Genomic DNA, 13,375 nt, shown 5'->3' on the forward strand with positions numbered 1-13,375 from the left:
TAATTTTATTTTCGTACAGGCAGCGCGACAATTTTGAAGATTTACATGTTCAGGTAGACAAAAGCTTCAACTAGATGTATACTGACTTCTAAATTGCATAGCTTAACCTTTCGGGGCAGGGTGAAATTCCCTACCGGCGGTGTTGTGCGGCGGCTTCGGCTGCCGGCTCAGTCCGTGACCCGTGCGATCACTTGCTTTCAGCAAGCGATGGCCCGGTTGACTCGGTGCAAGTCCGAGACCGACAGTATAGTCTGGATGGGAGAAGGGGAGAGCGGGATCGGTTCACAGGACCGTCGCAAGGGGATCGCCGGGTAGGTCCGGCGGCAGCCTTGGCGCGGCTGTGCAAGCGTGAGGTACACAAACAAACGACCGCGTCACAGGAAAGCCCGGTTTATTCCAGAGCAGGCCTAATCGTCTGTTTTCGGCAGTTTGAAGCTTGACAAGGCAGGCTGCTGTTTATGAAGCGGGAGAGTTCCATGTGCAGCGTCGTGTTTCCCGATAACGGGCCGCGGCGTGGAAAGGGCAATTTGTTGTTCCAAGCGGTTTGCCGCCTGTAGAGTTCGATTTCGGAAGTCCGACTAAATGTACCTGTGTACACGGATTTATCTTCTCAAGCCCTTTTTGCTCCGGCGAAAAGCGGCTTTTTCGCGTTTGCTCGCGGTGCGATGCGAACACCAGGACTGCAGCAGCAGCTTGTATGCTGGTTATAGGATTAAACAGCATGGACTGCCGCAGTGTTACCGTACGAAGCGGTACAATTTTGCTCAAGCAGGCGAGTGGCATGCAATTGGCTATTGCTTTAGACCGCGTAATACGATCGGGAAAGGGTGGTTTCAAACTGGCTTCCATGATGCTGAACGATGAGTATTATATGCGCCTGGCCCTCCAGCTGGCTTCGGCTGCCGCCGGGCAAACCGGCATCAACCCGGTTGTCGGCTGCGTGCTGGTCAAGGACGGCCGGATCGTCGGGATGGGGGCGCATCTCAAGCGGGGCGAAGCACACGCTGAAATTCATGCGCTGAATATGGCCGGTACGGAAGCGGAAGGCGCGACCGCTTATGTGACGCTGGAGCCGTGCAGTCATCACGGCCGGACGCCGCCTTGCAGCGACAGGCTGATCCGCGACAAAGTCAAGCGGGTTGTTGTCGCTGCGACCGACCCGAACCCGGTTGTGGCTGGCCGCGGCCTGGCGCGGCTGGCTGCGCACGGCGTGGAGGTGCAGTCGGGCGTGCTGGCCGATGAAGCCGCCGCGCTGAATGAAGCGTTCAACAAGTACATTGTAACGCGGCTGCCGTTTGTGACCGTCAAAAGCGCCAGCACGCTGGACGGCAAAATCGCCGCCCGCGGCGGTGACAGCAAGTGGATCACGGGCGACGCGTCGCGCGCCCATGTCCACCTGCTGCGTCACCGTCACCAGGCGATTATGGTAGGCATCGGCACCGTGCTGGCCGATGACCCCGCCCTGACGACCCGGCTCCCGGCGCCGGGTCTGAACCCGCTGCGCGTCGTCGTCGACTCGACGCTGCGGTTGCCGCACGATGCGCAGCTCGTGCGGGACGGGGCGGCGCCCACGGTCGTATTGACGACCGAGGCTGCGCCGCCTGAACGACGCCGCGCGCTGGAGGCGCTGGGCGTCGAAGTGATCGACTGCGGCCGCGGGCCCGCAGTGGACCTCCGCGCCGCCATGGCGCGGCTTGGCGAGCGCGAGATCGGCTCGCTGCTCGTCGAAGGCGGCGGCAAGCTGAGCGGGGCGCTGCTGGCGGCCGGGCTTGTGGACAAGCTGACGCTGTTTCTTGCGCCCAAAATTATTGGCGGCGGCGCGCTTGCGCCGGGCAACTTCGATTTTCCCGGCAGCGAAGCGATGAGCCGGGCGATCCGGATCGAACGTATGACGGTGGAGCGGTTTGGAGACGATGTAGCGTTGACGGGCTATCCGCGGTATGTAAGCGAAAGCGAGGAATAAAGCATGTTTACGGGAATTATAGAAGAAATGGGGACGCTGCGGCGCATCGAGCGGCGAGGGCAGGCAATGGTGCTGACGATTGGCGCAAAGCGGGTGCTGGAGGATGTAAAGCTTGGCGACAGCATCGCGGTAAATGGCGTATGCTTGACGGTCGTGTCCTTTACCGAGTCGGCGTTTACGGTTGATGTGATGCCGGAGACGTTCCGCCGTTCGACGCTGGAGCGGCTGTCGGCTGGCTCGCCGGTTAATCTGGAGCGGGCAATGGCGGCGAACGGGCGGTTCGGCGGTCATATCGTGCAAGGCCATGTCGATTCCACCGGCCGGATTATCAGCCGCACGCCGGAAGAAAATGCCGTTGTATTCCGCATCCAGCCGACCGATCCCGGCTTGCTCAAGTACATTCTTCCGCACGGCTCGGTGACGATCGACGGCATCAGCTTGACCGTAGTTGAGGCGGGCGAAGCGCAATTTACCGTTTCGATCATTCCGCACACGCTTGCCGAGACGGTGCTGCAGCACAAGAAGGCTGGAGATGAAGTCAATCTGGAGGCCGATGTGCTGGGCAAATACATCGAACGGCTGCTGGGCTTCGGCGGCGGACCGGGCTATGGCGCAGGCGGCGGACGTCCGGGCGCAACGGGCAGACTGACGGCCGAGCTGCTGGCCGAGCACGGATTTCTCTGAGTTTTCCAACTAGAGCGAAGGAGGCGTGGAGCCTATGGCGGCACCTGTTCATTTTCATACCATTGAAGAAGCGATTCACGATCTGATGCTCGGCAAGGCGATTATCGCGGTTGATGATGAAGATCGGGAAAATGAAGGAGATTTCATCGCGCTGGCCGAGAAAACGACGCCCGATGTGATCAACTTCATGATCAAGGAGGGCCGGGGACTCGTCTGCGCCCCGATTACCGAGGAGCGGGCGCGGGAGCTGGAGCTGCCGCCGATGGTCGTGCGCAACACCGATTACCACGGCACGGCCTTCACGGTGTCGATCGACCATGTGGACACGACGACCGGCATTTCCGCTTCCGAGCGGTCGATGACGATCAAGTCGCTGATGGACCCGGAGACGAAGCCGCAGCATTTTCGCCGGCCGGGACATATTTTCCCGCTGATTGCGAAGGATGGCGGCGTGCTGCGGCGCAGCGGCCACACCGAAGCGGCGGTTGATCTCGCCAGACTGTGCGGGTCGTATCCGGCGGCCGTGATCTGCGAGGTTATTAAGGAAGACGGCGAGATGGCCCGCGTGCCTGACCTGATGGAAATCGCAGCCAGGTTTGATCTGAAAATCATTACGATTCAAGCGCTGATCAAGTATCGCAATGTCAAGGACAAGCTCGTCCGCCGGGAAGTGGAGGTACGGATGCCGACCGATTTCGGGGTGTTCAACGCCATTGCCTACACAAACGACGTGGACAACAAGGAGCATGTCGCGCTGGTCAAAGGCGAGCTTGATCCGTCCAAGCCGGTGCTGGTCCGGGTTCACTCGGAATGCTTGACCGGCGATGTGTTTCATTCGCACCGCTGCGATTGCGGCCCGCAGCTTGCTGCGGCGCTCAAGCAAATTGACGAAGCGGGCTCCGGCGTTCTGCTGTATATGCGGCAGGAGGGGCGCGGCATCGGGCTGATCAACAAGCTGAAGGCGTACAAGCTGCAGGAGCAGGGCCTGGACACGGTGGATGCGAACCTCAAGCTGGGCTTCGGCGCCGATTTGCGCGACTATGGGATCGGGGCGCAAATTTTGAAGGACCTCGGCATCAGCCAAATTCGGCTGCTGACCAACAATCCGCGCAAAATTCGCGGGCTGGAAGGCTACGGTCTGGAAATCGTCGAGCGGATTCCGATTCAAATGGAAGAGAACGAAGACAACACGCATTATTTGCACACGAAGCAGCAGAAGCTGGGCCATTTGCTCGACTTTACAATTTGACAAAAAAATATTGAATTCGGAAGGAAGTTATGAGATCATGGCAAAAGTATACGAAGGTCATTTAGTTTCGAAAGGCTTAACTTACGGGATTGTAGCGGGACGCTTCAATGAATTTATTACAGGCAAGCTGGTTAGCGGCGCCTTGGACGCGCTCAAGCGTCATGGCGTAGAGGAAAATGAAATCGAGCTGGCCTGGGTGCCGGGAGCGTTTGAAATTCCGTTGATTGCCCAGAAAATGGCGGAAAGTGGCCGGTATGATGCGGTCATTACGCTTGGCGCGGTCATTCGTGGATCAACGCCGCATTTTGACTATGTGTGCAATGAGGCGGCCAAGGGCGTTTCTTCCATTGCACTCAAGACGGGCGTTCCGACGATTTTCGGGGTGCTGACGACGGATTCGATTGAGCAGGCGGTGGAGCGCGCTGGCACGAAAGCCGGCAACAAAGGCTGGGAGGCTGCGGTTACCGCAATCGAAATGGCGAATCTGACCCGTCAGTTCGAGCAAGAAGGCTAACGATCAGACGATCGACGAACGAAGGATTCACTTTCCGGTCATCTGATCGGGCCGTGCACAGGGGGGACAGACACAGATGAAGGTTACGGTTAAGCTTGAAACGTTTGAAGGCCCCCTTGATTTGCTGCTTCATCTGATCGACCGTGCGGAAGTGGATATTTATGATATTCCGATCAAGGAAATCACAGATCAGTACTTGGAGTACCTGGACGCGATGCAGGAGCTGGAGCTTGAGGTCACAAGCGAGTTCATCGTCATGGCCGCCACACTGCTGTCGATTAAAAGCAAGATGCTGCTGCCCAAGCCGCCGCCGCCGGAGCTGGACTACGACGACTATATGGATGGCGAGGACTACGATCCGCGTGCGGAGCTGGTTGCGAAGCTTGTGGAATACCGCAAGTACAAGGCGATTGCCGATCATCTGCGCGACAAGGAAGTGGAGCGGGGGCTTATTTTTACCCGCGAGCCGGAGGATTTGACGCCCTACGTGCCGGTCGTGCAGGAAAATCCGGTCAAGGGTCTCAGCGTCGCCGACCTCGTTCAAGCATTCCGCAAAGCGATGCGGCGGCTGGAAAGCCGACGGGCGGTCGCCAGCATCCGCAAGGATGAGATCAGCGTCCGCGACCGGATGCTGCAGGTGGTGGATACGCTGACGCGCAGCGGCGGCAAGCTGCTGTTCTCCAGGCTGATCGATCAGGACCGCAGCCGCGATGCGATTGTCGTGACGTTTCTGGCGATGCTGGAGCTGATGAAGGTGAAGCGGATTGTGTGCATGCAGCATCATTTGTTCGACGAAATTGTGATTCAGGCGCGGGAGGATGGACAGGCAGATGAAGATCGAGCTTGGGCAGATGAAATCGGTTATTGAGGGGCTGCTGTTTGTGGCCGGAGATGAAGGGCTGGATGCCCGGCAGCTCGCCGAGGTGCTGGAGCAGGAGCCTGCGTTCATCAGCGGCCTTGTGGTAGAGCTGCAGGGCGAGATGAAGCGGGCGGGCCGCGGGCTGCAAATTGTGGAGCTCGCCGGTACGTTTCAGTTGACTACGGTTCCCGAGCATGCCCCTTATTTTGAACGGCTTGCCCATGCGCCCTCCCGTTCGTCGCTGTCGCAGGCGGCGCTGGAGACACTCGCCATCGTTGCTTACCGCCAGCCGATCACACGTGTCGATATCGAGGAAATTCGCGGGGTGAAGGCCGACCGGGCGCTGCAAACGCTGGTAGCCAAAGACCTGATCCAGGAGGTGGACCGTGCCGACGCGCCGGGACGCCCGATTTTATACGGCACCACCAAGCCGTTTCTGGACTATTTCGGCTTGGCCAGCCTGACGGATCTGCCGGAGACGGCGCTGTTTGAAAATGACGATAATCTGGAAGAAGAAGCGCGGCTGCTGTTCGAGAAGCTGGATGCGAAGCAGCTGACCTTTGACGAAGTCGAGGTTGAGGTTACGCCTGACGGGGACTATTGAGCTGCCGGGCCGGCCTTCCGCCGACGGACAGGCCAGAACTTGCAATGAGCGCCACAAGCTCAAGTGCATGATTTGACAAAGCAGGGCCATACTAACTCCTGAGGAAACGAAGCGGCAAGCTTCCGGTCATCGGGAGTTTTTTTGGTTGTCCGGGGAAGCTGCCGAACGGGGGGAGATCAAGCATGATCTGGATGTGGCTGGCTGCTGCATTTATCTTCGCGGCGGTTCTCCTGTTATCGCGCCCCGTCAGGCTGCGGCTGGCGTTTACGCATCAGGAGAGCAATGATGAAATTACGGTTGAGGTGAAGGCACTGCTGGGCTTGCTTCATTTGCGCTACGAAGTGCCGGTTGTTCGCTACAAGGATTTGGAGACAGGGGTAGAGGTGCATACGGAGCAGGTCAACGCCTATCAAGGGAAGCTGCTGGAGGACCACGGGGAGGATATCAACGCGGACAAGATCAAGGATATCCTTGACGACTATCGGCAGCTGCTGCAGCATTGCTTCAAATTTCATGAATGGATGCGCCGCATGCTGCGCAGCGTCCACTGCACCGAGCTGAACTGGAAAACGTCAGTCGGGATCGGCGACGCGCCCGGTACGGCGATGCTGGTCGGCTCGCTGTGGGCCGTCAAATCGGCGCTGCTCGGATACGTGTGCCGACTGATTCGTCTGGATGCGCAGCCGCAGCTGATGGTGATGCCGGCCTTCAACCGGATGACCTTTTTGACGGAGGGAACCGCGTTATTTTATATCCGGATCGGCCCGCTGCTCAGCGGAGGGATTCGGCTGCTGCTGCGAATTCGCAAGTCTGAGGGAGGGCTGGAGGCTTGGCACCGGATTTTGACGCGCCGGATGCCTCAGCCGGTGCATGGCGGCAGGTCATGACGCGCTTCGCCGTTCTATCCGTCGGTCCCCGCTTGAACGGCGTCGGAATAGGCCTCATCCGGCGGCGGGGAAGAAACGTTGAGTTTAACCAAGCGAAGCGGTCCGCCGCATACATACTCCAACTGCACAGTGCGCACACTACAAACGCGTGGGCAAGTCCTTATCTATAGCGCACAGAGGAGGAAATGGTGTGACAGAACATCCGATTCAAGGTTTAATGAAAACCGCGATGGAAAATATCAAGCAGATGGCCGATGTCAACACGATCGTCGGCGATCCGGTGGAAACGCCGGACGGCAGCGTGATCATGCCGATCAGCAAAGTGGGGTTTGGCTTCGCGGCGGGGGGCAGCGAGTTTGTTGCCGATGATCCGCAGGGCGGGCAAGCCAGTCAAGCGGGCAACGACGCCCAAAACGCGTCTGTCGCCTTGCCCTTCGGGGGCGGTAGCGGCGGCGGGGTGTCCATTACGCCGATTGCTTTTCTGGTCGTCGGCAAACACGGCGTCAAAATCGTGCCCCTGGATAACCAGACGCATCTTCTGGAGCGGCTGATTGATTCCGCGCCACAGGTCGTGGACCGGATTCAGTCGATGCTCAAAAGCAACAGCAAAGCAGGCACAGGCAATGAGATGACCGGCGCAACCCAGGTTACCAACATTGAAAATCAAAACTTTATCGTCTAAGCGATTGCCGCCGCCAAGAGCCGCCTGAACAGGCGGCTTTTTATGTTGGCGAAAAGCCTGCTTTGTCATGGCTCCCCCCTTTTTTGTCATAGCTGATCTGCTATTTTGTCATGTTAAATCGTATTTTGTCAGGTTACATTTTCCGACAATTATACCTATATGCCTATTGTGATGTTATCTTTCGCACAGAATGGAAAGGTCTTCTTGCTCTTTGAATAACGTTGGACTATAGTGTTTGTAGAGCTTTTCAACTAGGGGTATAGGTATAAGGACATAGGGAGAGGATTGTTGTGCGGTTGCTTCCAACAAGCAATTGCCAGGCGGGCATGCGCCTCGGCAAATGTATCTTTAGTGAAGAAGGACTCGTGCTGCTGAATGCCGGTGCGGAGCTGAATGAGCCGCTGCTGCGCAGGCTGCAGCAATTTGGTGTCGATTACTTGTATATCGCCGATCCGGCAACCGATGATGTGCAAGTAAGCGATGTTATTTCCGACGAGACGAGAACGAGGGCGATTCAGGAGGTTCGAACCCAGTTTCGTTCCTTTATGGAGAAAAACAGCACGTCCAAGGTGTCCAAGGGACCTGTGCTGGGGCGTGCCTTCGGTAATGTGATGAAGATGATCATTGATGACCTGAGCGACAACAAGCCGGGTACGCTTATTATGCTTATGAACATGAACGTGATGAACAATTACTTGTATCAGCATTCACTGAACGTTTGTATTTATGTGACGATGCTCGGGATGTTAAACGGCTACAGCCGCGACGAGCTGACAACGATCGGCATGGGCGCGCTGCTGCATGACATCGGCTTGACGAAGGTGCCGGTCTCCCTGCTGAACAAGACGGGACAGCTGACGCCTCAGGAATATGAAGAGATCAAGAAGCATCCGGAGCTTGGCTTTCGCATCCTGAAGGACGAACCGAACATGCCGTTGCTGTCCGCGCACTGTGCGTTCCAGCATCACGAACGGGAGGATGGAAGCGGATACCCGCGCGGGATCGGCAGCAAGGATATGCATGATTATGCGAAATGGATCGCGGTTGCCGACAGCTACGATGCGATGACGACCCATCGGGCGCACCGGCATGCGATGCTGCCGCATCAGGCGATGGAGGTGCTGTTCGCCGGGGTTGGAACGTTGTACGAGCAGAAGAAGGTTGCGTTGTTTCGCGATAATGTCGCCATTTACCCGATCGGCGTGACCGTCCTGCTGAGCAGCGGCGAGCAGGGAGTCGTCGTGGCGATCAATCCGGCCGTGCCGCAGCGCCCGACTGTCCGCATATTGGAGGACGCCTACGGTCAGCGGCTGACGCAGCCTTACGAGATTGATCTGGCTGTGAAGCTCACGCTGTTTATTGATAAGGTGCAAATTTAAGTCAAACGTTGAAACAAGCGTTCAAGATGATTGGCTCGGGAAACCTGTTTGGAGCGGCGCCTGGCGGCATGCTGCATCTGAGCGGGCTTTTTCGCTGTGCGCGTATTCGTTCATAACCGTTGTCCTTCCGGCATATAGTAAAACCATGAATCTGAACTTGTCCGCTCGGTCAAGTTGTCAGTCTTAGCCCGTAGGAGGAACGTAATGAGAAAACGAATAGGGTTGCTGCTGGCCGTTACACTGGCTGCTGCCTCGTCAGGCATTGCGCCGTCCGTGCCGTCTGCACTGGCCGCGCCGCCTGCGATCAGCACAAGCGCCGAGGGGGCGGCGCTGATTGATGTCGCCTCAGGCCGGCTGCTGGTTAGTGTCAAGGGAGACAAGCCGATGCGGATCGCCAGCTTGACCAAAATTATGACCGCCATCGTCGCGATTGAACACGGCAAGCTGTCGGACTTGGCCAAGGTGGGCAAAAACGCTTTCGGCAAGGAGGGCTCCTCCATTTATTTGAAGCTGAATGAGGAAATGAACCTCAAGGACTTGTTGTACGGGATGATGCTGCGCTCCGGCAATGACGCCGCCACGACGATTGCCGAGCATGTCGGCGGCAGCGTGGACGGCTTCGCGTATTTAATGAATGAGAAGGCGCGGATGATCGGCATGACAAATTCGAGCTTCAAAAACCCGTCCGGACTGGACGAGGAAGGGCATTATTCGACAGCCAACGATATGGCCAAGCTGACGGCGTACGCGCTGCGTAATCCCGTGTTTCAGGAAATTGTCAAGACGAAGGTCAAGAAGGTGCCGAACCCGCATGAATCCTGGGACTATACGTGGCTGAACAAAAACAAGATGCTGTCCTTCTATGAGGGAGCGGACGGCGTGAAAACCGGCTATACGAAGCTGGCCAAGCGCTGCCTCGTCTCTTCCGCGACACGGGGCGGACAGCAGGTTGCGGTTGTGACGCTTAACGATCCGAACGATTGGGTCGATCATACCCGGCTGCTCGATTACGGCTTCCAGCATTACCCGCTGCAGACGTTGATTCAGCCAGGGGAGGCCGTGGCGGACACCGGCTTCGTCGCCGGAGCGGGGCTTCGTTACCCGGCAACGAAGGAGGAGGCAGGGCGGTTCACGCGCGAAACGTCGCTGAAGGATCAAGCCTCGACCGACTTCCGACTCGGGCTTGCAGGGCAAGTAGACTTCAAGCTGAACGGCAAGCTGATCGGCTCGGTGCCGCTTGTGCCGGCGGATAGCCCGCGGCTGTCCGCGACCCAAGGCAAATCGTACGCTTACGCTGCCGGCCGCGCAGGCTGGACCGAGTGGACGCTGTCCGACAAGTGGCTGTATGTGCTGCGGGCATTGACCCGGGTGATGCTGACGGGACAGTCGGGCTGACCGGGCTGCCGTACAAAGAGGTTAACGCATCGAACAAACCTAACGAAGCAAACCGAGGCTAACCGAGAGAAGGGAGAACCCGCATGGTGAACTGGATCTGGTTGTTTTTCATCGTGGCTGGCTTCATCGTAGCCGCTTTCCAGGGCAGAATCGACCTTGTAACCGAGGCTGTATTCGATGGGGCGAAAAGCGGCGTCACCGTCTGCTTCGGCCTGATCAGCATTATGGTGTTTTGGCTCGGCATGATGCGGATCGCCGAAGATGCGGGCCTGCTGAACAAGCTGGCCCGGCTGCTGAGCCCGCTAGTGCGGTTTTTGTTTCCGGGTGTGCCGAAAAATCACCCGGCGCTTGGCTACATCATGTCCAACATGAGCGCCAACATTTTCGGCCTCGGCAATGCGGCTACTCCGATGGGCATTAAGGCGATGCAGGAGCTGCAGAAGCTGAATCCGCAGAAGGATGCCGCAAGTCCGGCCATGGCGACGCTGCTTGCGTTAAATACAGCGAGCATTACGCTCATCCCGACGACGCTGATCGCGATCCGGATGAGCTATAACTCGGCCAATCCGGCCGAAATTGTCGGCACGACGCTGATCGCTACGTTTATTTCCACGCTGGCGGCGATACTGGTGGACCGCTGGTACCGCAAGCGATATACGCTGATCGGTTCCGGGAAGGGGTGAACGGCCGATGTTTGACTTTATTAATCTGATCTCCGCCTGGGCGATTCCGGTTATTATCGTATTTATTCCGTTATATGCCGCCTATCGGAAAGTTCCCGTCTACGAATCATTCGTGGACGGGGCCAAGGACGGCTTCGATACCGCGATCCGCATTATCCCGCATCTGGTCGGGATGATGGTGGCGATCAGCGTGTTCCGGGCGTCCGGCGCGATGGATGTATTCATCGGCTGGATGAAGCCGATCTGCGAGCAGCTCGGCGTGCCGAGCGAAATTATTCCGCTGGCCTTCCTGCGCCCCATTACGGGAGCAGGCTCGCTGGCCTTTACCACCGATCTGATCTCGCAGTTCGGGCCGGATTCGATGGTCGGGCGGATTGCTTCGACGATTCAGGGCAGCACCGATACGACATTATATGTCGTGACTGTTTATTTCGGAGCGATCGGCATTCGCAAGGCCGGTTACGCGCTGAAGGTCGGTCTCATTTCCGATGCGGTCGGCTTTATCGCTTCGATTGTCATCTGTTATTTGGCCTTTGCCGGCTAGGATCATTGCGCAAGCGACCGGACCGCACAACAGCCGGACAAGCCGCCGTCCCTCCTGCGCCTCCTGCAAGCACCCCGCTCCGCGGCCATACATAAACTGAGGCAACGAACCTGTGAAGAGGTGAGCGGCCTTGGGCTACAACGGCATATGTTTGCATCATTCGGTCTGCCCGTCCATTAATGGAAAAGGGTATGATCTGTTTATTACGTCTGGAGGCCTCATTATTCCATCCTCCGCGCCTACCGACCCGTTTTATGTGCATATTTGTCTTGAGGGCGACTACGCTCATCCCCGCGCCGCATTCACTGCACAGGAGGAGGAGCAGTGGTTTGTGCTGCGCAAATTGATCCTGCGGCTGGCTCAGGCGTACGGATTTTCGCCCGATGCGGTTCATGCGCACTCCGATTCATGCCCGGGCGCGGGTTTTCCTTGGTCTTCGCTTGTGATTTCGCCCAAGGATAGGTATCATTAGCATGAGGTGAAGAGAGAAGATGGAACGTTTACAAAAAGTGCTGGCCGAGGCCGGCATTGCATCACGAAGAAAATGCGAGGAATTGATCACCGCGGGCCGCGTACAGGTTAACGATGAGGTCGTCACTACCTTGGGGGTCAAGGTTGATGCGAGCACGGATGCGATCCGCGTGGACGGCAAGCCGATCCGCAAGCAAGCCAAGGTGTACGTCATGTTTCATAAACCGAAGGGTGTCATTACAAGCGCGGAGGACCCGGAGGGAAGAAAAACGGTCACTGATTTTTTCCGCCATATGAAGGAACGCATTTATCCGATCGGTCGGCTTGATTACGATACGGAGGGCTTGCTGCTGATGACCAACGACGGCGAGTTTGCCCACCTGCTGACTCACCCCAAGCATCACGTGCCGCGTACGTATCTGGCGACCGTGAAGGGGGTGCCGCACGGCGATTTGCTGGACAAGCTCAGAGCGGGCATTCAGCTCGAAGACGGCATGACGTCCCCGGCTGAGGTGGAGTACCAAAACGTATTTCCGGAAAAAAATGAAGCCGTGATCAAAATTACGATCTACGAGGGCCGCAACCGCCAGGTGCGCCGGATGTTCGAGGCGATCCAGCATCCCGTTGCCAAGCTCAAGCGGGTGCAATTCGGGCCGCTGCTGCTGTCCGGGCTGCCGCGCGGCAAGTTCCGCCTGATGTCTGCGCAGGAAGTTAAAGAGCTGCGCGATGCAGCGCTTAGCCTTAGCGTCAGCCAGTCACATAATATTCAAAAAGCTGAATCCGACTTGTGACATTTTTCGCTATAATAAAGTGAGCAACCACGATGATGAGGAATCGCGCCGACTCGCAGCGTTCGTCGGTCCAGGCCGAAGACGTTTTGCGGTCGGCTTTTCTTGCAGCGTGGACTAACTTTGGGTTTGAGGGTGTGAGATGATGGGAAAACATAGAAAATGGGTGCAAATTGTCATTTTTACGGTCGTGCTTCTGATGGGCGGCTGGACCTTAATGAACAACTTGTTTTTTACGGACAAGAAGCCGACGACAGGCGGTTCCGCCCCTGATTTCAAGCTGGCGAGCCTCGACGGGCAAACCCGGCAGCTGTCCGACATGAAGGGCAAGGTCGTCGTCGTCAATTTCTGGGGAACGTTTTGCGAGCCCTGTCGCAACGAGATGCCTGCGCTGGAGCGTCAAAAGGCGAAATGGGCCGGTAAAAACGTTGAAATTCTCGGCCTGAACCTTGATGAGCCGCGGGTGTCGGTTGACAATTTTATCCGGCAGTACAATGTAACCTTCCCGATTTTATTTGACAAAAATGAAGAAACCCGCAAACGGTACGGTGTCTCGCAATATCCGACGACGTTTTTCGTCAAGCCTGACGGCAAAATCGGTGAAATCCGCATTGGGGAAATGGATGAGGCTTACATCGAGAGAACGATCACGGCATTATTGCCACAATAACGG

15 protein-coding genes and 1 riboswitch are annotated in these 13,375 nt (G+C 57.2%); all 15 genes read left to right on the forward strand.

Annotated features, from left to right (window positions below; genetic code table 11):
* Positions 1 to 102 precede the first annotated feature (102 nt).
* Positions 103 to 271, forward strand: a riboswitch (FMN riboswitch).
* A gap of 576 nt (positions 272 to 847) precedes the next feature.
* The 15 genes from ribD to resA all read left to right on the forward strand — a co-directional run bounded on the left by ribD (position 848) and on the right by resA (position 13,372).
* Positions 848 to 1,963, forward strand: a complete 1,116-nt coding sequence (gene ribD / locus AC6ROY_RS08245) for a bifunctional diaminohydroxyphosphoribosylaminopyrimidine deaminase/5-amino-6-(5-phosphoribosylamino)uracil reductase RibD (RefSeq protein ID WP_500099736.1) — start codon at positions 848 to 850, stop codon at positions 1,961 to 1,963.
* Positions 1,964 to 1,966: 3 nt separating this feature from the next.
* Positions 1,967 to 2,647, forward strand: coding sequence for a riboflavin synthase (ribE, locus tag AC6ROY_RS08250; RefSeq protein WP_500099737.1), 681 nt, complete (start codon positions 1,967 to 1,969; stop codon positions 2,645 to 2,647).
* A gap of 34 nt (positions 2,648 to 2,681) precedes the next feature.
* Positions 2,682 to 3,896: a bifunctional 3,4-dihydroxy-2-butanone-4-phosphate synthase/GTP cyclohydrolase II gene (locus tag AC6ROY_RS08255; RefSeq protein WP_500099738.1), complete on the forward strand. Its 1,215-nt coding sequence runs from the start codon at positions 2,682 to 2,684 to the stop codon at positions 3,894 to 3,896.
* 37 nt (positions 3,897 to 3,933) lie between these two features.
* A complete protein-coding gene (ribH, locus tag AC6ROY_RS08260; RefSeq protein ID WP_500099739.1) occupies positions 3,934 to 4,410 on the forward strand; it encodes a 6,7-dimethyl-8-ribityllumazine synthase in 477 nt (158 codons plus the stop codon).
* Positions 4,411 to 4,486: 76 nt separating this feature from the next.
* Positions 4,487 to 5,278: a segregation and condensation protein A gene (locus AC6ROY_RS08265; RefSeq protein ID WP_500099740.1), complete on the forward strand. Its 792-nt coding sequence runs from the start codon at positions 4,487 to 4,489 to the stop codon at positions 5,276 to 5,278.
* Entirely contained in the window at positions 5,247 to 5,873 is a 627-nt protein-coding gene (scpB, locus tag AC6ROY_RS08270) for an SMC-Scp complex subunit ScpB (RefSeq protein WP_500099884.1), read from the forward strand. The genes AC6ROY_RS08265 and scpB overlap by 32 nt, the downstream gene beginning before the upstream one ends.
* 182 nt (positions 5,874 to 6,055) lie before the next feature.
* The gene (locus AC6ROY_RS08275) at positions 6,056 to 6,760 is read left to right on the forward strand and encodes a DUF2953 domain-containing protein (protein ID WP_500099741.1); all 705 of its coding nucleotides are present in this window, start codon (positions 6,056 to 6,058) and stop codon (positions 6,758 to 6,760) included.
* Between the two features lie 190 nt (positions 6,761 to 6,950).
* Positions 6,951 to 7,442: a GerW family sporulation protein gene (ytfJ, locus tag AC6ROY_RS08280; protein ID WP_500099742.1), complete on the forward strand. Its 492-nt coding sequence runs from the start codon at positions 6,951 to 6,953 to the stop codon at positions 7,440 to 7,442.
* A gap of 290 nt (positions 7,443 to 7,732) precedes the next feature.
* Positions 7,733 to 8,821 (forward strand): HD-GYP domain-containing protein, encoded by a 1,089-nt coding sequence (locus AC6ROY_RS08285; RefSeq protein ID WP_500099743.1) that lies wholly within the window; start codon positions 7,733 to 7,735, stop codon positions 8,819 to 8,821.
* A 204-nt stretch (positions 8,822 to 9,025) separates the two neighbouring features.
* A complete protein-coding gene (locus AC6ROY_RS08290) occupies positions 9,026 to 10,216 on the forward strand; it encodes a D-alanyl-D-alanine carboxypeptidase family protein (RefSeq protein WP_500099745.1) in 1,191 nt (396 codons plus the stop codon).
* An 83-nt stretch (positions 10,217 to 10,299) separates the two neighbouring features.
* The gene (locus AC6ROY_RS08295; protein ID WP_500099746.1) at positions 10,300 to 10,899 is read left to right on the forward strand and encodes a nucleoside recognition domain-containing protein; all 600 of its coding nucleotides are present in this window, start codon (positions 10,300 to 10,302) and stop codon (positions 10,897 to 10,899) included.
* Between the two features lie 7 nt (positions 10,900 to 10,906).
* Positions 10,907 to 11,443 carry a spore maturation protein gene (locus AC6ROY_RS08300; protein WP_500099748.1) on the forward strand — a complete coding sequence of 179 codons (537 nt, stop codon included), beginning with the start codon at positions 10,907 to 10,909 and terminating at the stop codon, positions 11,441 to 11,443.
* A 130-nt stretch (positions 11,444 to 11,573) separates the two neighbouring features.
* Positions 11,574 to 11,915, forward strand: coding sequence for a hypothetical protein (locus AC6ROY_RS08305; RefSeq protein WP_500099749.1), 342 nt, complete (start codon positions 11,574 to 11,576; stop codon positions 11,913 to 11,915).
* Between the two features lie 19 nt (positions 11,916 to 11,934).
* Positions 11,935 to 12,705 carry a pseudouridine synthase gene (locus tag AC6ROY_RS08310; protein WP_500099750.1) on the forward strand — a complete coding sequence of 257 codons (771 nt, stop codon included), beginning with the start codon at positions 11,935 to 11,937 and terminating at the stop codon, positions 12,703 to 12,705.
* 142 nt (positions 12,706 to 12,847) lie between these two features.
* Positions 12,848 to 13,372, forward strand: a complete 525-nt coding sequence (resA, locus tag AC6ROY_RS08315; RefSeq protein ID WP_500099752.1) for a thiol-disulfide oxidoreductase ResA — start codon at positions 12,848 to 12,850, stop codon at positions 13,370 to 13,372.
* The last annotated feature ends 3 nt before the right edge of the window (positions 13,373 to 13,375 follow it).

The sequence above is a fragment of the Paenibacillus sp. sg306046 genome (assembly GCF_059821225.1).

What these genes read in the sequence shown, in the direction of transcription:
- AC6ROY_RS08300 (WP_500099748.1), top strand. Translation starts at nt 10,907, where the DNA reads ATGTTTGACTTTATTAATCTGATCTCCGCCTGGGCGATTCCGGTTATT.
- AC6ROY_RS08310 (WP_500099750.1), top strand. Translation starts at nt 11,935, where the DNA reads ATGGAACGTTTACAAAAAGTGCTGGCCGAGGCCGGCATTGCATCACGA.
- ribE (WP_500099737.1), top strand. Translation starts at nt 1,967, where the DNA reads ATGTTTACGGGAATTATAGAAGAAATGGGGACGCTGCGGCGCATCGAG.
- ribH (WP_500099739.1), top strand. Translation starts at nt 3,934, where the DNA reads ATGGCAAAAGTATACGAAGGTCATTTAGTTTCGAAAGGCTTAACTTAC.
- ribD (WP_500099736.1), top strand. Translation starts at nt 848, where the DNA reads ATGATGCTGAACGATGAGTATTATATGCGCCTGGCCCTCCAGCTGGCT.
- resA (WP_500099752.1), top strand. Translation starts at nt 12,848, where the DNA reads ATGGGAAAACATAGAAAATGGGTGCAAATTGTCATTTTTACGGTCGTG.
- AC6ROY_RS08290 (WP_500099745.1), top strand. Translation starts at nt 9,026, where the DNA reads ATGAGAAAACGAATAGGGTTGCTGCTGGCCGTTACACTGGCTGCTGCC.
- AC6ROY_RS08295 (WP_500099746.1), top strand. Translation starts at nt 10,300, where the DNA reads ATGGTGAACTGGATCTGGTTGTTTTTCATCGTGGCTGGCTTCATCGTA.
- AC6ROY_RS08275 (WP_500099741.1), top strand. Translation starts at nt 6,056, where the DNA reads ATGATCTGGATGTGGCTGGCTGCTGCATTTATCTTCGCGGCGGTTCTC.
- AC6ROY_RS08265 (WP_500099740.1), top strand. Translation starts at nt 4,487, where the DNA reads ATGAAGGTTACGGTTAAGCTTGAAACGTTTGAAGGCCCCCTTGATTTG.
- AC6ROY_RS08255 (WP_500099738.1), top strand. Translation starts at nt 2,682, where the DNA reads ATGGCGGCACCTGTTCATTTTCATACCATTGAAGAAGCGATTCACGAT.